Genomic DNA, 17042 nt, shown 5'->3' with positions numbered 1-17042 from the left:
CGACTTTGGTAGCTGGTTGGTGCTCGGCACCGCTGCCTAGCATGGCCAGGTGACCAGCACCGCCGCCGCACCGGACCACCCCTGGCTGCTGCCGGGCGCGCTGACCGAGGCGGCCGGGCAGCCGCGGCGGACCACCCGCGACTGGATCATCGACAGCCTCTGCTTCCTGATCGCCCTGGTCTGGGTGCTGCTCTCGGCCGCCGACGCGGCGTCGCCCGAGCCGAGCTACGCGCTGAACACCGGCCCGTCGTGGCTGGAGGAGGTCGACGCGGTCTGCGGCCTGGCCGCCGCGGCCGGGCTCTGGGTCCGCCGGCGCTGGCCGGTCGGGCTGGCGGTGGCCACGCTGCCGCTCTCCGCCTTCTCCGTCACCGCCTCCGGCGCGCTGCTGATCATCATCTTCACGCTCACCGTGCACCGGCCCATCCCGCTGGCGGCGGGGGTGACCGGCGTGCACCTGCTGACCGCGTTCGGCTACTACCAGCTGCGCCCCGACCCGACCATGAGGTTCTGGCCGGCGATGATCTGGACGGTGCTGGTCCTGGTCGCCGTGCTCGCCTGGGGGATGTTCGTCCGGGCCCGCCGCCAGCTGGTGGTGTCGCTGCGGGAACGCGCCGAGCGGGCCGAGGCGGAGCAGCAGTTGCGGGTGGCGCAGGCCCGGCAGCTGGAGCGCACCCGGATCGCCCGGGAGATGCACGACGTGCTGGCGCACCGGATCTCGCTGCTCAGCCTGCACGCCGGCGCGCTGGAGTTCCGCCCGGACGCGCCGCCGGAGGAGGTGGCGCGGGCGGCCGGCGTGATCCGGGGCAGCGCGCACGCCGCGTTGCAGGACCTGCGCGAGGTGATCGGGGTGCTCCGCGCCGAGACCGGCGCCGGGCAGGAGCCGGAGCGCCCGCAGCCCACCCTGGCCGATCTGCCCGCGCTGGTCGAGGAGTCCCGGGTCGCCGGGGTCCGGGTCAGCGTGCGCGACCTGGTCGGTGCGGCGGAGCGGCTGCCGGCGGCGGTCGGGCGCAGCGTCTACCGGATCGTGCAGGAGGGGTTGACCAACGCCCGCAAGCACGCCGCCGGGGCCGCGGTCACCGTCGATGTGGCCGGCGCTCCGGGTGACGGGCTGACCGTGGAGATCCGCAACCGGTGGCCGGTCGGCGGGGTCGCCGATCCGGAGATCCCCGGTGCCGGCACCGGTCTGGTCGGCATCGCCGAACGGGTCCACCTGGCCGGCGGGCGGCTGGAGTACGGCCGCGACGACACCGGTGACTTCCGGCTGGCCGCCTGGCTGCCGTGGCCGGCGTGACCGGGCCGACGCCGGGCGCACCCGGACCGGCCGCCGAGCCGCCGCCGACGCCCGACGGGCCGGTGCGGGTGCTGATCGTCGACGACGACCCGCTGGTCCGGGCCGGTCTGTCGATGATCCTCGGCGGGGTGCCCGACCTGCTGGTGGTCGGCGAGGCCGCGGACGGCAGCGAGGTTCCCGCGGCGGTCGCCGCGTACGCGCCGGACGTGGTCCTGATGGACATCCGGATGCCCCGGCTCGACGGGCTGGCCGCCACCGAGGCGCTGCGTGCGCTGCCCCGGCCGCCGGAGGTGCTGGTGCTGACCACCTTCGACGCCGACGACCAGGTGCTGCGCGCGCTGCGGGCCGGGGCGGGCGGCTTCCTGCTCAAGGACACCCCGCCCGCCGAGATCGTGCGGGCGGTGCACCGGGTGGCGGCGGGGGAGGCCACCCTCTCCCCGACGGTGACCCGCCGGCTGATCGACCATGTCACCGGCCCGGGCCCGGCGGCCGGGCCGGATCCGCGCCGGGAACGGGCGCTGCGGCTGCTGGCCGGGCTCAGTGAGCGGGAGCGGGAGGTCGCGGTCGCGCTCGGGCAGGGCCGCACCAACGCCGAGATCGCCGCCGAGTTGTACATGAGCGTGGCGACGGTCAAGGCGTACGTCTCCCGGCTGCTCACCCGGCTCGACCTGAACAACCGGGTGCAGGTGGCCCTGCTGGTGCACGACGCCGGCCTGGTCTGACTCGTCCGATGCCCGACCCGAGGCCGCGTTTGGAATACACTCATCCATGAGTGTTTCATGAATGAAACCATCAAGGATGGTTGTATGGACGGCTTCGTTGGGCATGGCCCGGCGAACGCACCTTCTCGATGATCTCCCGCGCGTCCGGAGGGCTCCCGCAGGCATCGCTGACGCGAGCGCTGCGGGTGCTCACCGACTGCCCGACGGCTACCTACCCGAGGGAACTTCGGTCGTGGGCGGCTACTGGACGCGGACGAACGATCCGGAGATCGACCTGGTGGGCGCCGACCGTGAGCCGATCGCGAACCGGATCACCTTCGTCGGTTCGGTGAAATGGTTGGAGCAACGCCCCTTCGACCCGCATGACCTGGGGCGGCTGCTGCGGCATCGGGCCCAGCTGCCGGGAGCGGCCGACGACGTGGCGCTGGTGGCGGTCTCCCGTAGCGGGGCGACCGCCGCGGGCGTCCGCGTGCTGTCACCCGAGGACCTGCTCGTCGCGTACCAGGATTGAACTTTCGGGGGGCGGGGGCCGTACCACTGGCCGAGGATGCGGTGCGGCGGGTCGGCCGCACCGCTGCCGGAGCCGCGGGAGGCCTACCGTGCGAGTTGGTGAGCAGTCGACGGATCCCATCGATCAGGTACTGGGCGAGGTGCCGGTCCCGGCCCCGCTGACCCCGGAGGACGTCCGGCTCGCGGTGCGGGCGGTGGTGGTGCACACCGCCGAGGAGTGGCCCTCGGGGCCGCTGTGCCGCAACGACGGCGCGACGTACCCGTGCCGGCTGCACCGCTGGGGACGCCGGGTGCTGACCGAGCACGGGCTCAACGAGCGGCAGATCGACGCCCTGATCCGGCACGGCAACCCGTTCGTGCACGTGCCGTTCCCGTTCACGGTGACCGGTCCCGCGCCGGCGCGTACCGGCACGGCCGCGCCGCGCCCCGGTTACCCGCTGCACGGCCAGGCCGCCCGGGCTGCCGCGCCGGGTGCGCGGCCGGTGGTTCGGCCCGCCAGCTCCGGCCGGCCGGTGGCACCCCCCGCCACCGCGCCGCGCTGGCCCCGGGCGAGCTGAGCGGAGGGTACGGCCGCCAGCGCCCACCGGGGCAGGACGACGCCGGCCCGGGCTCGGGATTCCCCTCCCGCCCGGGCCGGCGTCGCCGTCGTGGCTCAGTCGTTGCCGGCGCCGATCCCGCAGTCCGGCGCGGACCAGCTGGTGGTGTTCGAGCTGTTGTCCCGGTTGTTCTCCCGCCGCGAGTCCACGTGCACGTGGTCGTCGTGGTCCGGGTAGCCCGGGCCGTAGAGCCCGCTGAAGCCGCGGTTCCGGGCGTCCCGGGCCAGCTGGCAGAGCGAGCTGGTGCGTGAGGTGATGTCGGCGGCGTTGCCGTAGAGGTGCTGGCTGTCCGACGCGCCACCGACCTGGTCGTTGCACGCACGGCTGCGGAAGCCGCTGCTCACGTAGATGGGTTTGTCGCCCATGCTGTGCCGCAACGCCTCCAGCTTCCACATCGTGCGCAGCGCGTTCTGTCGGGTCTCCGCGGGCGAGAGCGGGCCCCCGCTCCACCCGCCCCGGCCGCAGCCGTCGTCCATCTCGGTGTAGCTGAAGTGCCGCGGCGTGCAGTCGTTGTCCTGGAGTTCGTAGAGCTTGGCGTACGTCTGCGGGCCGGCGATGCCGTCCACCCGCAGCCCGTACGCGGCCTGGAAGCGGCGGACCGCGGCGGCGGTCTTCGGGCCGAACCGGCCGTCGAGCTCGACGATGTCCCGGTTGCCGGCCCAGCCGGCGACCCGGAGTTGGAGCTGGCGCACGTCGTCGCCGGAGCGGCCCTGGTAGAGGTTCCGTTGCCAGGTGTAGCAGCCGTCGGCATGCGCCGCTGGCGCGGCGACCACGGTGGCGATCGCGGCCCCGGGCACGGCCAGGGCGAACGCGACGAGAGCCCGCTTCAAGGTGTTTACGCGCACAGAAGTCCTCCCGATAGGAGTGCGATTGGGGTGGCATCCAGGACATCGACCGGGACGTCCCGCGATTTCCACCCTGGCACTGATCCGGGGCTTAGGAGGGGATAAACGAGAATTGTCCTCACGATTCGCGGTTCCTGGGGCTTGGCTGGGAATTAGGCCCAATCGCGAATCACCCATTCACCGCCGACGAGGCGCAGGAACAGCGCAACGGCACGCGACGTCACAATCGTTCACACCGAGGGTGATGTTCTCCGGGCCGGGGCGGCCGGTAACGTCAGCCCGGGCGGCGGACTGGCGGAGGTGGGCGTGGCGCGCGGTGGCGTCTTCTGCGTCGAGGGGCAGTGGCACCGGGACCTCAACGAGCGGGGCTCCGTGTTGCCCACGCTGGAACTGCTGGAGCGGCTCGGGAAGATCCGGTTCATCCACCGGGACGCGGCCACCCGCGACGAGCTCTTCTACTTCCTCGACCGCTGGCTGCTCAAGCAGTACGCCGACTACCGGGTCGGCTTCTTCGCCATGCACGGCGAGCCCAGCCGGCTCTGCCTGACCGACTGGAACTCCGTCGAACTCGCCGACGTCGCGGAACTGATGTCTGGCCGCTGCGAGGGCCGCCGGCTCTATTTCGGCAGTTGCTCGGTGCTCCGCGCCTCCGACGCCGCGCTGCGCGAATTCCTGCAGGTCACCGGGGCCGCGCTGATCTGTGGATACACCCGGGAAGTGGACTGGGTCGAATCGGCAGCCTTCGAGACCGTGCTGCTCGACGTACTGGCCAACGGGCAGCGGCACAACGCCGCCGAACTGCGGATGGGCTCGGCGCACTGGGCGCCGCTGGCGTCGTACCTCGGTTTCCGGGTGATCTACGCCAACGGCCGGGCGTGGCGGCCGGCCGTGCGGCCCCGGGTCCCGGCGCAGCCGGCCGGCGGCCGCGCCCCGGCCCGCCCCCGCTGACCCGGTGGCGCCCGCCCGGGCCGTGCCCGGCCCGAGGTGCTGGTAGAAACGAGCGGTGGCACGAAGCATCGCGACGAACACCCGGGTCGACCGGGAGTCCCTGCTCGACTTCATCCGACCCCGGCACCGGGTCATCCTGATGACCACCCGGGCCGACGGCCGCCCGCAGTCGTCGCCGGTCGCCGCCGGGGTGGACCCGGCCGGCCGGCTGGTCGTCTCCACCTATCCGGAGCGGGCCAAGGTCACCAACATCCGCCGCGACCCGCGGGTGTCGGCGTGCGTGCTCTCCGACGACTGGAACGGCCCGTGGGTGCAGCTCGACGGCACCGCCGAGGTGCTCGACCTGCCCGAGGCGCTGGAGCCGCTGGTGGAGTACTTCCGCTGCATCTCCGGCGAACACCCGGACTGGGACGAGTACCGGCAGGCGATGGTGCGCCAGGGCAAGTCGCTGATCCGGGTCACCATCGACGCCTGGGGTCCGATCGCCACCGGCGGCTTCCCCGCCCGCCTCGCCGACTGACACCGGTCAGTACGCGGCGGTGAAGCGGGTGTTCTCGTGCCGCGGCTGCTCGATCTCGTCCACGATCGCCACCGCCAGGTCCTCGTAGCTGAGCACCGAACGGCCCTGGTCGTCGGTGACCGGCTGGTCGCCGCCGGTGCGATAGTGCCCGGTGCGCTCGCCCGGGTGGAACTCCAGCGGCGGCGGTGACACGTACGTCCAGCGGACCCCGTCGGCCGAGGACCGGTAGTAGTCGAGCGCCTCGGCCTGGCCCAACGCCGAGGGGCGGTACTCCTCGGGGAAGTCCGGCTCGTCGAGGTACCGGGTGCCGCGCGGGGTGAGCAGCGTGGAGCCGCCACCCAAGTGGATGATGCGGGGCGCGTCCGGCATCCCGCGCAGCGTGGTGACCAGGTTCCGCGCCGCGGCCAGCCAGAGTCCGTGCTCGCCTCCGCCGATCGCCAGCACCATCGCGTCCGCGTCCGGCGCCAACTCCCGGACGCTCTGCTCGCTGGTGGCGTCGCCGGTCACCACGTGCACGCCGGCCGGCAGGTAGGAGGTGGCCTCCGGGCGCCGGACCGCCGCGACCACCCGGTGCCCCCGGTTGACCGCCTCGGCGGTGACCCGCGATCCCGCGGTGCCGCCCGCGCCGAACACGACGATGCTGCTCACGACCCCAGGCTAGGGAGCGGCCCCGGCGCCTGTGGGTGGAACGCCGATCCCGGTCAGTCGACCAGGGCGGAGTAGACCAGCTGGCGCAGCTGCGGCCGGAGCGGGTAGGTGCTGGACGGCAGCAGCTGGGTGAAGAGCAGCGCGGTGATCTCCTCGACCGGGTCCACCCAGAACGCGGTGCTCGCCACGCCGCCCCAGTAGTACTCGCCGACGCTGCTCGGCACGCGGCTCGGGATCGGGTCCTGCACCACGGCGAAGCCGAGCCCGAAGCCGATCCCGTCGAGGGTGGTCTCGGCGAAGCCGCCGGTGGACAGCGTGCCCAGGTCCTGCCCGCCGGGCAGGTGGTTGCGGGTCATGAAGCGCACCGTGCGGGGGCCCAGCAGGCGGGCGCCGTCCAGTTCGCCGCCGCGCAGCAGCATCTGGGTGAACCGGTGGTAGTCGGCGGCGCTGGAGATCAGGCCGCCGCCGCCGGACCGGAACGCCGGCTTCTCGTACGCCAGGGCGCCCAGCTTGTCGTAGCGGAACGCGCGGCCGGTGCGCGGGTCGGGCGCGTAGAGCGCGGCGAGCCGGTCGGCGGCGTCGCCGTCGACCCACCAGTGGGTGTCGGTCATGCCGAGCGGGCGGAAGATCCGGTCGGCGAAGAAGGCGTCCAGGCTCTGCCCGGAGACCACCTCGACCAGCCGGCCGAGCACGTCGGTGGCCACCGAGTAGCCCCACGCGGTGCCGGGCTGGAACAGCAGCGGCAGCTCGCCGAAGGCCCGGCAGGCCGTGGCCAGGTCGACGTCGGCCGGCGGGTAGAGGTCGTAGCCGGCGGCCCGGTAGAGGCCGTCGACCACCGAGGTCTGCATGAAGCCGTACGTCAGGCCGGCGGTGTGGGTGAGCAGGTGCCAGACCCGGATCGGCTCGATCGCCGGCACCGTGTACGGCTTGAGCGTCGAACCCTTCGAGTAGACCCGCAGGTCGGCGAACTCGGGCAGCCAGCGGCTGATCTCGTCGGTCAGCTCGAAGCGGCCCTCCTCCCAGAGCATCATCGCGGCGACCGAGGTGACCGGCTTGGTCATCGAGTAGATCCGCCACAGCGTGTCCGGCTGCACCGGCCGACCGGCCTCCACGTCGCGCAGCCCGTACGTCGAGGCGTGCGCCACCTCGCCGCGGCGGGTGACCACCACCTGCCACCCGGCCAGCTGGCCGGCGTCGACGTACCTGCCGAAGTGCTCGTCGATCCGCGCCAGCCGCGCCGGGTCGAAGCCGACCTGGTCCGGGTCGATGCTGCGTGCCACACTCACGCCGCCGAACCTACTCGGCGGTACCCCTCGGCCGGAAGGGCGGACGGCCACACATGTCGGTGCCCGTCGGTAGCCTGGCCCGATGCCCGAGCTGACCGAGGACGCGACCTTCCGCAACGAGGACTGGTACGGCGAGGAACTGGTCGACCGGCACTTCGTCCGCTGCTCGTTCTTCCACGTCGACCTGACCGAGGCGGTCAGCCGGGGCGCGGTCTTCGACGGGTGCACCTTCGGCAACGTCAGGTTCAACGCCTCCCGGCACACCGACTCGGCCTTCACCCGGTGCACCTTCACCCGGTGCAACCTCTTCGAGGCCGAGTTCACCGGCTGCAAGCTGGTCGGCAGCACCTTCGCCCAGTGTGACCTGCGGCCGTTGACGATCGCCGGCGGTGACTGGTCGTTCGTCGCGCTGCCCGGCGCCGACCTGCGCGGCGTCCGGATCACCGACGTGCGGATGCGGGAGGCCGACCTGACCGGGGCCAACCTGACCGGCGCCACCGTCACCGGTGTCGACCTGTCCGCCGCCCAGCTGCACAGTTCCCGGCTCTCCGGCGCCGACCTGCGGGGCAGCGACCTGACCGCGCTCGACCCGACGGTGGTGGAGCGGGCCGGCGCGATCGTCGACACCGAGCAGACGGTGGTGATCGCCCAGGCGCTCGGCTTCGAGATCCGCTGAAAAAGTCGACGCCGGTTGTCAGGTTTCCCTGCCAGGGTAGTTGGCATGGCATGGTGGTCCGACCTGGTCGACGAGCAACCCGAGTTCGCCGCGCGGGTGCGCGCCCGCTTCACGGTGCGCAAGCACGGCACGATGGCGACGCTGCGCCGCGACGGCTCGCCGCGGATCAGCGGCACCGAGTTCGACTTCGACCCCGAACACCTGCGGCTGGGCAGCATGGCCGGCGCGCTCAAGGCCCTCGACCTGCGCCGCGACCCCCGGGTGGCGCTGCACTGCCCGACCGAGGACGCGCCCGAGGATGACCCGCGGGTCTGGGGCGGCGACGCGAAGATCGCCGGGATCGCCCACGAGGAGCCGGCGGGCGAGGACGGCTCGCACCGGTTCCGGATCGAACTGACCGAGGTGGTGCTGACCCGGGTCGGCGACCCGGCGGACCACCTGCTCATCGAGAGCTGGCATCCGGGCCGGGGTCTGCGGCGGCGCGAGCGGCGCTGACCCGCCCCCACCGCGCCGGGTGCGTGCGCCGCGCAGCACCCCCGCCGACGGCGCCCTCCGGCCCGGGACCGGGATTCCCGATTTTCCGGTGCATCCGCTACCTTCCGGTGACGAACCGGGGTGCGTCGATCGTCCACTGTGCGGAACGGTCGGGCCGGTGCGATCGTGAGACGGCTCACCGCGGGCGGCGCGTGCCACCGGGGCGGGCCGGTGGGGAGTGGAGGGTCGGTGGCGGAGGAAGACCTCACCCGAACGCGCGCCGGTGCGACCGGTCCGGCCAGCCACCGCGCGTCCGGCACACCGGCCCGGCACCGCTCCACCCTGCCGGTGCCGGCCCGGGTCCGGGCGGCGCTGCGGTGGCTGGCCCGGTTCCGGCAGCGCCGCCGCTTCGTCCTGGAAGGGTTCGCCGCGATCGCCTGCCTGGCCGTCCTGGTGTCGTACCTGGCCACCGAGCCGGATCCGCCGGGCGAAGGGGGCACCCGCCCGGACGGCCTGCCGGCCGGCATCGGCCGACCCAGCGCGTTCCCCGGCGCTGAACTGCGCCCTCCGGCCACCGGGCCGGCCTCACCGGGGTTGCAGCCCCGCCAACGCCCGCCGAGCCCCACCCCGTCCGGGTCGGCGATTCCCGGCCCGCCGGTCCGCCCCACCCTCACCGTCGAGCAGCGGGACGTGCCGGCGCAGGTGGACCTGACCGCGTCGGGCAGCCGCGACTGGATCCACTGGGGACTGCGCGGCGGCGACTCGACGGTGCGCAAGCGCGACGGCTCCGGCGAACTGGTCGACGCCGGCGGTCGCGGCGTCCGGGGCGGCTGGGACGCCAACCAGGAGACGGTCAGCTGGCGCGACGGCGCACCGGTCCGCTCGGCCGACGGCACCGCGACCGGGGTCTACACCTGCGGGGCCGGCAGCGGGTTCACGCTGGCCGTGGCGGGCGCCGGCGAGGCGCGCACGGTACGGCTGTACGCCGGGGTCTGGATGGCCCGGGGCCGGCTCGAGGTCCGGCTCGGCGAGCTGAGCCGGACGCTGCGGATGGAGGACCCGCACACGCTCCGGTCCGCCGAGTTCACCGTCCGGTTCCAGGCTCCGAAGGGGACCCGGGTGGTGCTGAACTGGGTGGCCGAGGAGGTGTTCACCGGTGAGTGCGGCAGCGTGAGCCTCCAGGCGCTCACGCTGCGCTGACCGGCCCTGCGCCCCGCGCCGGACCGCCGGCTGAGCCACCGGTTCCCCCGGGCGGGGGAGTCGCTCCACCCCGCGGCGGGAGGGCCGCCGGCCGGCGGCCGAGCAGGGTGGACGGCATGACCCGCACCCTGCCGCCGCCGGCCCCGCCCGCCGTGACCCGTCGCCCGACGTTGCCGTACGCCGTGCTCGGCTGGGCCCTGGCCTACGGCGCGCTGCGACTGTGCTGGGCGGTCGTCGGCGCTCCCGCGTTCCCGCCGCTGGACACCGACCTGATGGTCTTCACCGGGTGGTGGTCGGTGGGGCTCTGCGCCGCCACGGCGCTGCTCGGCGCGGCGCTGGGCCGCGCCCGCGGCTGGCGTCCCGCGCTGGTCGCGGCCGGCTGGGCGGTCTGCGCGGCGCTGGCGCTCTCCTGCGCCCTGCTCCTGCTCGACCTGGTCGGGCTGCTCATCCTGGACCCGGGCACGGCGTTCCATCCGGGGGCCTTCGCCAGCCGGCTCGGCTGCCTGACCGGGGCGGCGCTGCTCGCCGTGGCGCTGGTCGACCACCGGCGCCGGTGGCGCGGCGACTGCCGGCGGTGCGGCCGGACCGGGGAACCGCGGGCCCACGCCGCCGCGGTGCCGAAGTGGGCCCGGGCGGCGGCGTGGGCGGCGGTCGTCGGCTGCCTGGTGCGGCTGGCCGCGCAGGTGTGGGTCGGCTTCGAGGAGATGCCGCTGAGTCAGGGCGCGTCGATGGTCGCCTTCGAAGTCGGCTTCCTGCTCGCCGGGGTGCTGCTGCCGCTGGCCCTGGTCCACCGCTGGGGGCGGATCTGGCCCCGCTGGGTGCCGCTGCTGGCCGGCCGGCGGGTGCCGCGCCTGCTGCCGCTCGTCCCGGCGGCCGGGTTCGCCGTGGGCCTGGTCTGCTACTTCGGCATCGGTCTGGCCCAGCTCACCGCGCAGACGGTCACCGGCACCTTCGACCCCGGGGACGGGCGCTACCCGCTGGCGTTCTTCTGGGTGGCCGAGCTGGCGTACTGGGTGTGGGGCTGGGGCCTCGGGGTGGCCGCCGTCGACTACCACCGGCGCACCCGTCGCGCCTGCCCGGCGTGCGGGCGGTGACTCCGCCCCGGCCGGGACAGTTTGTCCGTCGCGCCGGGTCCGGAGCGTCGTAGCGTTCTGCTGTCCGGTCCGACGATCCTGTGTGGAGGGTCACCGATGAGCAGCGCCACCCGTACCGCCCGACCGACCGCCGCGCGGGAACCGGCCGGGGAGGTGCTCCGGGAGATCCCCCTGCCGCCGTACGTGACGGGGGAGGACGCCCAGTTCGCGGTGCGGGCGGTGGTGGTGCACGCGCCGCGGCGCTGGTCGGGCGGGACGGTCTGCCGCAACGACGCCAGCCCGCACCCGTGCCGGCTGCACCGGTGGGGTACCCGGGTGCTGGCGCTGCGCGGCCTGCACGCCGCCGACATCGCCGCGCTGATCGAGCGGGGTGACCCGACCGCCGCGGTGCCGCCGCCGCGCCGGCCGGGCGCCTGAGCCGGTGCGGGCCCCCGGGCCGGGGGCCCGCACCGGTGTCAGCAGGCGATCGGCTTCACCCAGGAGCACTCCCGGCCCTCGGGCGCCCGGGGTGCGTCGGGGGCCGCCGGCGGCGCCACCCGCGCCGCGCTCACGCCGTCCTCGCGGTACGCGGCCAGCGCGATCGCGATCTGGTCCTCCAGTCCCTTCACCGACGAGGCGAGGTAGTTGTTCAGCAGCACCGAGAACGCCAGCACCCGGCCGTCGGCGTCGGTGACGTAGCCGGAGAGGCTGGAGACGCCGGTCAGGCTGCCGGTCTTGGCGTGCACGTTGCCGGCCGCCGGGGTGCCCCGCATCCGGCTGCGCAGGGTGCCGCCGACGAACCGCTCGGGCTCGCCGGCGATCGGCAGCGCCGCGTACCAGGCGTCGAACCAGGGTTCGGCGCGGACCGCGGCGAGCAGCCGGACGAACTCGTCGGCCGGCACCAGGTTCCGCCGGGACAACCCGGAGCCGTCCCGTTGGCGCAGCGTGCCGGTGTCCAGCCCGGCGTCGGCCACGTACCCGGTGATCGCGGCGAGCCCGGCCGACCAGGTGCCGGAGCCGGAGCGCATCCGCCCGATCTCCTTGGTCAGCACCTCGGCGTGGCCGTTGTTGGAGAGCTTGAGGAAGGGCACCATCAGCTCGGCCAGCGTCATCGAGTCATGCCGGGCCACGGTGGCGGCCGACTCCGGGGTGGACTGCCCGAGGACGGTCCGGCCGAGCACCCGTACGCCGTGCTTGCGCAGCGCCGCCCGGAAGACGTCGGCGGCGTACCCGGTGGGCTCCCAGACCGTCACCCAGTCGCTCTCCGGCTCGTCGCCGACGACGATCTGGCCGGTGACCACGACGGTGTTGCTGCCGTGCTCACGTTCGAAGGAGATCGAGGTCTCGCCGCTGGCCACCGTCTCGGCCCGGTTGTCGAAGCGCAGGTAGCCGGTGGCCGGCGTGGTGGTCAGCACCGGCCGGTCGCCGGCGGTGGCTCCCGGTGCCGCGTGCACGATCACCGTGCCGGCGTCGTAGTCGGTGTCCGGCGCCACGGTCAGCGCGGACACCTGCGCGGCGTAGTAGTACGGCTCGTCGTCCCAGGTCCAGTCCGGGCCCAGCCGGGTGCGGTCGTAGCGGGTGTCGTCGGCCACCAGGTTCCCGGTGACCAGCCGGACACCGGCGGCGGCCACCTGGGCGGCGAGCGCGTCGTAGTCGGCGGCGAGCATGGTCGGGTCGCCGCCGCCGCGCAGGTGCAGGTTGCCGGAGACCACCCCGGCCCGGCGGGTGCCGCTGGTCAGCACGTCGGTGCGGAACCGGTGCCCGGCGCCGAGCAGTTCCAGGGCGGCGGCGGAGGTGAGCAGCTTGGTGTTGGAGGCGGGGATCAGCCGGCGGTCGCCGTTGCGGTTGTAGACGGTCTCCCCGCTGGCGGCGTCGACCACCACCACCGAGGCCTGGGCTCCGGCCAGCCGGGAGTCGGCCAGGATCGCGTCGATCGTGGCGTTCAGGCGGGTCGCCGCGGGTGTCGGCGATTCGGCGGTGGCGGTGGGCGCGCCGGCGGTGGCCGCCGCGGCGACCAGCGCGACCAGCGCGAGCGTCCGGGGGAAGAGACGTCGATGCATGCGTCGATGCTGTCATGGAGATATCTGCCGGAAAAGTCCCCGAGCCGAAAAGAAATCGCCATCGGTGGCGCGGCGCCGCTGCCCGGCGGCGCTGCGGTGGTGCGGCGGCGGCCAGCGCGGCGGGGTGCTGCGGTGGTGCGGCGGCGCGGCGGCGCGGCGGTGGCGTGGCGGTGCGGCGGCCGTCCCGCCGGTGTCGCGGTCAGCCGTCCAGCCGGCGGGCGGTGACCGGCCCGTCCGGCGGCTGCTCGTCGGGGGTGAGGACGGCGACCGCCCGGTCCACCAGGCTGTCGCTCACCAGCACCAACCGGTGGCAAGCCGGGTCACCGGTCCGCTCGGGCAGCCGTCCGGCCAGGGCGCGGACCTGCTCGGCGGAGGAGTCGTCGAGCACGAACCCGGTGGCGTCCCACCGCCCGTCCACGGTGAAGAGCGGGCCGCTGTCCCGCTCCAGGTCGCCGTTGAGCACCACCGTCCGGTCCTCGCCATCGAGGTCGCTGGACGCCTCGTTGAGCCCCCACGCCTGGTACGAGGCCCGACCCTCGTCCGGCGCGTCGGCCACGCCCACGCCCTGGCACCCGGTCAGCAGCAGCCCCAGCGCCACCGCCGGGAGCAGCGCCCGCCACCCGACCCGTCCACCCATGCCGCCCTCCGCCCATCGATCCTGCCCGATCAGACCCCGCCGGCGGGGCACCGGTTCCACCCGCGCGCCGTTCCACCACCGCCCGGCCGAGCCGGCGGGCTGCGTCCGGGCCGGCGGCCGGCGCGGTGTGAGCGGAAAGACGCTCCCGGCGGGCAGCCTGCGGCGGCCGGCGTTGTTGCACGGCACATGGACGCCCGCGACGTCGACGTGCTGGTGATCGGCGCCGGCCAGGCCGGCCTCTCCGCCGGCTACCACCTGCGCCGCACCGGGTTCACCCCCGCAACGGGGTTCGTCATGCTGGACGCCGACGACGGCCCGGGCGGGGCGTGGCGGCACCGCTGGCCGACCCTGCGGTTGGACCGGGTGCACGGCTTCCACGAGTTGCCCGGCATGCCCTTCCCGGCGGCCGAGCCGGACCGTCCGGCGGCCGAGGTGGTCAGCGCCTACTTCGCCGCGTACGAGCGCAGGTTCGATCTGCCGGTACGCCGGCCGGTGCACGTCCGGGCGGTCACCTCGCGCCCCGACGGCCGGCTCGACGTCGCCACCGACCACGGCAACTGGTCCACCCGGGCCCTGGTCAACGCCACCGGCACCTGGACCCGGCCGTTCTGGCCGCACTACCCGGGCCGGTCGCTGTTCCGCGGCCGCCAACTGCACACCGCCGACTACCGGGGACCGGACGAGTTCGCCGGCAAGCGGGTGGTGGTGGTCGGCGGGGGCACCTCCGCCGTACAGCTGCTCGGCGAGGTCTCCACGGTCGCCGCCGGAACGACCTGGGTGACCCGGCGGCCACCCGACTTCCGGGCCGGCGAGTTCGGCCCCGAGCGCGGCCGCGCCGCGGTGGCCCTGGTGGAGCAGGCGGTGCGCGCCGGCCGCCCGCCGTCGAGCGTGGTCGGGGTGACCGGGCTGCCGCTCACCCCCGAGCTGGTCCGGCTGCGCGAGCGCGGCGTCCTCGACCGGTTACCCGTCTTCGACCGGATCACGCCCGACGGCGTGGCCTGGGCCGACGGGCGGTTCGTCGCCGCCGACGTGATCCTCTGGTGCACCGGCTTCCGGGCCGCGCTGGACCACCTCGCCCCGCTGCGGCTACGCGCCCCGGGTGGGGGCATCACCATGGACGGCACCCGGGTGGTGGCCGACGAGCGGATTCACCTGATCGGGTACGGGCCGTCCGCGAGCACGATCGGCGCCAACCGGGCCGGCCGCGCGGCGGTACGCGACATCCGGGCGCTGCTCGCCCCGGCGGCCGTCGCGCACTGACCGGGCTCTATTTGACGGATCCGCCGGCAGCGGGCACCGTAGGCCGTGAAGGGGGCCTCAGCTGCCCCGACGCGACGGGGCGATCGAGGCCCCGGCAATCGCCTCCCACGTGTGCTCGCCCGTGGGCCGGTCCGGCCCGCGCCGTGAATCCGAGAAATCCACGAGGAGTTTCGCCATGCTCACCATGACCGACAACGCCGTCCTGGTCATCCGCGACCTCGCCAACCAGCAGGACGTCGCCGAAGAGGGCGGGGTGCGCATCGCCGCCGACACCCAGGCCGGGTCGCTCACCGTCGAACTGGCGGCCCAGCCGGCGCAGGGCGACCAGGTGGTGGACAATCAGGGCGCCCGGATCTTCCTCGACGCGGACGCCGCCGAACTGCTCGGTGACGCCTCGGTGGACGCCACCGTCGACGACGAGGGCATCATCCAGTTCGGGTTCACGGACAAGCAGCAGTAGTCACCGGCGATCCGCCGCCGGGCCCGGTCAGCCGGCCCGGCGGGTCTGCGCGCCCCGAGGCCGGGCCGGCCGGCCGGGTGCGCCGGGCCGCCCCGGCCGGACGTCCGGGCGCAGCAGGGTGGCCAGCACGTGCGCCAGGTGGTGCGAGGTGCTCCACGCCGCCCAGTTGCTCGCCGACCCGGCGCCGGCGACCCGCCGGGCACGCCGGAGGATCTCGTGGTCGCCCCACGAGTAGGCCGCCCCGTCGGTGGGCCAGTGCGGGGCCGAAACCAGGGCGCGGCACAGGTCGGCGAACCGGTCGTCGCCCCGCCCGCCGCGCCGCGACCACCGGTAGACCCACCAGGCGCCGTCGGCGGTGTAGCGCACGGTGGGCAGCCGGTCGGCCGGATGGTCCGCGACGGGCACCGCGGAGGCCACCCCGTAGTCGCCGTATCCGACGCCGAGGTCGGCCAGGCGCTGCCAGAGCAGCCAGTCCCAGCGGTCCAGGCGGACCGGTTCGTCAGTGGGCAGCCGGGACAGGCTCGGCGGCATCCCGCCGGCCGCCACGGTCACCGACCGCCAGGCGTGCCGGCGTGCCCAGTCCAGCAGCCGGCGGACCCGCGGTTCGGCCGCCCGCACGTCGGCCGGGCAGCACACGTCGCCGGCGTCGACCAGCAGGTCGCACTGCTCTGGTGCCAGCCGGGTGAACCGCCACACCCGCTCCACGGCGGCGGTGGTGGCGTCCGGCCCGGCCCGGTCCTGGGCCACCCGCAGCCGCACCACCGCCCGGTGGGAGTAGGCCCGGGCGGTCAGGCCGTGCGCGACGAGCCGCCGGTCGCTGTCCGCGAGCCCCACCACCGGCACCAGCGGTACGCCCCAGCGGACCAGTTCGGTCTCCGGCAGGTCGGGCAGGGCGCCGACGTCGACGGCCGGCACCAGACCCTCCGGCAGCCGGCCGAGGGCGTCGGGTGGGTACGCGTCCGGAGTGGACACCTGGAGGATCGGGGCGAGCAGGGAAACGACGACGCCGTCGAGGTGGCTGAGCGCCTCCAGCTCACCCCGCCGGCAGGCGAGGACGGGGCGGTAGACCGGTTCCGCCGCCCGACCCCCGTGGGCGGGCTCCATACCTCAGCCTATGTCAGACATCGTCGGTCGTCACCGGGATGTTCCGGCGGGTGGAGCCGGCCGCGGCGCGCGTACCACCGGTCCGGGCCGTCGACGCGCCGGTGCCGCCGTCCGGCAGTGGCACTGCGGGCGGCGGCACCGGCCGTGGCTCAGTCGTCGTCGCGGTCGTCGTCATCGTCGTCGTCGCCGGAGTCGTCGTCGCGGTCGTCGTCGGAGTCGTCATCCGAGTCGTCCCCGTCGTCATCGTCGACCGGCTCCTGCTCGGCCTTGACCACCGCACCGGTCTCCCGGTCCACGTCGACCTCGTGCTCGGTCTGCCCGGCGACGATCTCGACGCTCCACACCGGACGGCCGTGCTCCTGCTCGGCCTCGATCTCGGTGATCCGGCCGCCGCCGGCCGAGGCCAGCGCGATCTCGCCGGCCCGCTGCTGGCTCACCGCGTCGCCGCCGGTGGCCGGAGCGGTCGTGCCGGGCGTACCACCGGTCGTGCCGGGGGTGCCGGGCGTGGCGCCGGTCGGGTCGTCGTCGGGGGTCGCGGTGGTGCTGGGCGCCGTGGTGGCTGCGGCCAGGGCGGTCCGTCCAGCCCGCCCGTCGTCGGCCACCGCCGTGCCGACGGCCACGCCGGTCACGGCGAGCACGGCCGCGCCGCCGAGCGACGCCAGGATCAGGGAGTTGCGCTTCATCTCGGTCCACCTTTCCTCGGTCTCTGCATCCGAGCATCGGCCGGAGCGG

At 74.8% G+C, this 17042-nt stretch carries 20 protein-coding genes; 13 read left to right on the top strand and 7 right to left on the bottom strand.

The window, feature by feature from the left end; all coding sequences use genetic code 11:
• Positions 1-49: 49 nt before the first annotated feature.
• From GA0070609_RS23245 to GA0070609_RS23230, 4 genes are all read left to right on the top strand, one after another.
• The gene (locus GA0070609_RS23245) at positions 50-1291 is read left to right on the top strand and encodes a sensor histidine kinase (protein ID WP_088995746.1); all 1242 of its coding nucleotides are present in this window, start codon (positions 50-52) and stop codon (positions 1289-1291) included.
• A complete protein-coding gene (locus GA0070609_RS23240) occupies positions 1270-2013 on the top strand; it encodes a response regulator (RefSeq protein ID WP_088995745.1) in 744 nt (247 codons plus the stop codon). The genes GA0070609_RS23245 and GA0070609_RS23240 overlap by 22 nt, the downstream gene beginning before the upstream one ends.
• Before the next feature lie 232 nt (positions 2014-2245).
• Complete coding sequence (locus GA0070609_RS23235) at positions 2246-2524, top strand: hypothetical protein (protein ID WP_197700178.1); 279 nt, start codon at positions 2246-2248, stop codon at positions 2522-2524.
• A gap of 88 nt (positions 2525-2612) precedes the next feature.
• The gene (locus tag GA0070609_RS23230) at positions 2613-3080 is read left to right on the top strand and encodes a hypothetical protein (RefSeq protein ID WP_088995744.1); all 468 of its coding nucleotides are present in this window, start codon (positions 2613-2615) and stop codon (positions 3078-3080) included.
• 95 nt (positions 3081-3175) lie between these two features.
• On the opposite strand, the gene GA0070609_RS34930 is transcribed toward GA0070609_RS23230, so the two are convergent.
• Positions 3176-3964 carry a D-Ala-D-Ala carboxypeptidase family metallohydrolase gene (locus GA0070609_RS34930; protein ID WP_088995743.1) on the bottom strand — a complete coding sequence of 263 codons (789 nt, stop codon included), beginning with the start codon at positions 3962-3964 and terminating at the stop codon, positions 3176-3178.
• 306 nt (positions 3965-4270) lie between these two features.
• Here GA0070609_RS34930 and GA0070609_RS23220 point away from each other — a divergent pair, with 306 nt between their 5' ends.
• Positions 4271-4912, top strand: a complete 642-nt coding sequence (locus GA0070609_RS23220; protein WP_088997916.1) for a DUF6642 family protein — start codon at positions 4271-4273, stop codon at positions 4910-4912.
• A gap of 55 nt (positions 4913-4967) precedes the next feature.
• Positions 4968-5432 (top strand): PPOX class F420-dependent oxidoreductase, encoded by a 465-nt coding sequence (locus GA0070609_RS23215; RefSeq protein WP_088995742.1) that lies wholly within the window; start codon positions 4968-4970, stop codon positions 5430-5432.
• Positions 5433-5438: 6 nt separating this feature from the next.
• Here GA0070609_RS23215 and GA0070609_RS23210 read toward each other — a convergent pair whose 3' ends face one another.
• Both GA0070609_RS23210 and GA0070609_RS23205 read right to left on the bottom strand, forming a co-directional pair.
• Positions 5439-6080, bottom strand: coding sequence for an NAD(P)-dependent oxidoreductase (locus GA0070609_RS23210; protein WP_088995741.1), 642 nt, complete (start codon positions 6078-6080; stop codon positions 5439-5441).
• 53 nt (positions 6081-6133) lie between these two features.
• Positions 6134-7366 carry a serine hydrolase domain-containing protein gene (locus GA0070609_RS23205; protein WP_088995740.1) on the bottom strand — a complete coding sequence of 411 codons (1233 nt, stop codon included), beginning with the start codon at positions 7364-7366 and terminating at the stop codon, positions 6134-6136.
• An 82-nt stretch (positions 7367-7448) separates the two neighbouring features.
• Between GA0070609_RS23205 and GA0070609_RS23200 the strand changes: the two genes are divergently transcribed.
• The 5 genes from GA0070609_RS23200 to GA0070609_RS23180 all read left to right on the top strand — a co-directional run bounded on the left by GA0070609_RS23200 (position 7449) and on the right by GA0070609_RS23180 (position 11227).
• Complete coding sequence (locus GA0070609_RS23200) at positions 7449-8042, top strand: pentapeptide repeat-containing protein (RefSeq protein ID WP_088995739.1); 594 nt, start codon at positions 7449-7451, stop codon at positions 8040-8042.
• 45 nt (positions 8043-8087) lie between these two features.
• Positions 8088-8537, top strand: a complete 450-nt coding sequence (locus tag GA0070609_RS23195; protein WP_088995738.1) for a pyridoxamine 5'-phosphate oxidase family protein — start codon at positions 8088-8090, stop codon at positions 8535-8537.
• A 228-nt stretch (positions 8538-8765) separates the two neighbouring features.
• Complete coding sequence (locus GA0070609_RS23190) at positions 8766-9716, top strand: hypothetical protein (RefSeq protein ID WP_231928387.1); 951 nt, start codon at positions 8766-8768, stop codon at positions 9714-9716.
• Between the two features lie 116 nt (positions 9717-9832).
• Complete coding sequence (locus GA0070609_RS23185; RefSeq protein WP_157748280.1) at positions 9833-10810, top strand: hypothetical protein; 978 nt, start codon at positions 9833-9835, stop codon at positions 10808-10810.
• Positions 10811-10906: 96 nt separating this feature from the next.
• Positions 10907-11227, top strand: coding sequence for a hypothetical protein (locus GA0070609_RS23180; protein WP_088995736.1), 321 nt, complete (start codon positions 10907-10909; stop codon positions 11225-11227).
• Between the two features lie 38 nt (positions 11228-11265).
• Here GA0070609_RS23180 and dacB read toward each other — a convergent pair whose 3' ends face one another.
• Both dacB and GA0070609_RS23170 read right to left on the bottom strand, forming a co-directional pair.
• On the bottom strand, positions 11266-12849 hold the full coding sequence (gene dacB / locus GA0070609_RS23175; protein WP_088995735.1) for a D-alanyl-D-alanine carboxypeptidase/D-alanyl-D-alanine endopeptidase: 1584 nt from the start codon (positions 12847-12849) through the stop codon (positions 11266-11268).
• A 199-nt stretch (positions 12850-13048) separates the two neighbouring features.
• Positions 13049-13486, bottom strand: coding sequence for a hypothetical protein (locus GA0070609_RS23170; protein ID WP_157748279.1), 438 nt, complete (start codon positions 13484-13486; stop codon positions 13049-13051).
• Between the two features lie 186 nt (positions 13487-13672).
• Here GA0070609_RS23170 and GA0070609_RS23165 point away from each other — a divergent pair, with 186 nt between their 5' ends.
• The gene (locus tag GA0070609_RS23165; protein WP_088995733.1) at positions 13673-14746 is read left to right on the top strand and encodes an NAD(P)-binding domain-containing protein; all 1074 of its coding nucleotides are present in this window, start codon (positions 13673-13675) and stop codon (positions 14744-14746) included.
• A 175-nt stretch (positions 14747-14921) separates the two neighbouring features.
• Positions 14922-15206 (top strand): adhesin, encoded by a 285-nt coding sequence (locus GA0070609_RS23160; protein WP_088995732.1) that lies wholly within the window; start codon positions 14922-14924, stop codon positions 15204-15206.
• A gap of 27 nt (positions 15207-15233) precedes the next feature.
• On the opposite strand, the gene GA0070609_RS23155 is transcribed toward GA0070609_RS23160, so the two are convergent.
• Both GA0070609_RS23155 and GA0070609_RS23150 read right to left on the bottom strand, forming a co-directional pair.
• Positions 15234-16310 (bottom strand): beta family protein, encoded by a 1077-nt coding sequence (locus GA0070609_RS23155; RefSeq protein WP_088995731.1) that lies wholly within the window; start codon positions 16308-16310, stop codon positions 15234-15236.
• Between the two features lie 149 nt (positions 16311-16459).
• Complete coding sequence (locus GA0070609_RS23150; protein ID WP_088995730.1) at positions 16460-16993, bottom strand: PepSY domain-containing protein; 534 nt, start codon at positions 16991-16993, stop codon at positions 16460-16462.
• Between the last annotated feature and the right edge of the window lie 49 nt (positions 16994-17042).

The organism is Micromonospora echinaurantiaca, assembly GCF_900090235.1.
Classification (GTDB): domain Bacteria; phylum Actinomycetota; class Actinomycetes; order Mycobacteriales; family Micromonosporaceae; genus Micromonospora; species Micromonospora echinaurantiaca.
This window is presented reverse-complemented; position numbering and strand designations above follow the sequence as displayed.

Excerpts from the sequence above, each read along its gene's own strand:
- GA0070609_RS23160 (WP_088995732.1), top strand. The coding sequence starts at position 14,922 with ATGCTCACCATGACCGACAACGCCGTCCTGGTCATCCGCGACCTCGCC.
- GA0070609_RS23170 (WP_157748279.1), bottom strand. The coding sequence starts at position 13,486 with ATGGGTGGACGGGTCGGGTGGCGGGCGCTGCTCCCGGCGGTGGCGCTG.
- GA0070609_RS23165 (WP_088995733.1), top strand. The coding sequence starts at position 13,673 with ATGGACGCCCGCGACGTCGACGTGCTGGTGATCGGCGCCGGCCAGGCC.
- GA0070609_RS23180 (WP_088995736.1), top strand. The coding sequence starts at position 10,907 with ATGAGCAGCGCCACCCGTACCGCCCGACCGACCGCCGCGCGGGAACCG.
- GA0070609_RS23150 (WP_088995730.1), bottom strand. The coding sequence starts at position 16,993 with ATGAAGCGCAACTCCCTGATCCTGGCGTCGCTCGGCGGCGCGGCCGTG.
- dacB (WP_088995735.1), bottom strand. The coding sequence starts at position 12,849 with ATGCATCGACGTCTCTTCCCCCGGACGCTCGCGCTGGTCGCGCTGGTC.
- GA0070609_RS23155 (WP_088995731.1), bottom strand. The coding sequence starts at position 16,310 with ATGGAGCCCGCCCACGGGGGTCGGGCGGCGGAACCGGTCTACCGCCCC.
- GA0070609_RS23195 (WP_088995738.1), top strand. The coding sequence starts at position 8,088 with ATGGCATGGTGGTCCGACCTGGTCGACGAGCAACCCGAGTTCGCCGCG.
- GA0070609_RS23185 (WP_157748280.1), top strand. The coding sequence starts at position 9,833 with ATGACCCGCACCCTGCCGCCGCCGGCCCCGCCCGCCGTGACCCGTCGC.
- GA0070609_RS23200 (WP_088995739.1), top strand. The coding sequence starts at position 7,449 with ATGCCCGAGCTGACCGAGGACGCGACCTTCCGCAACGAGGACTGGTAC.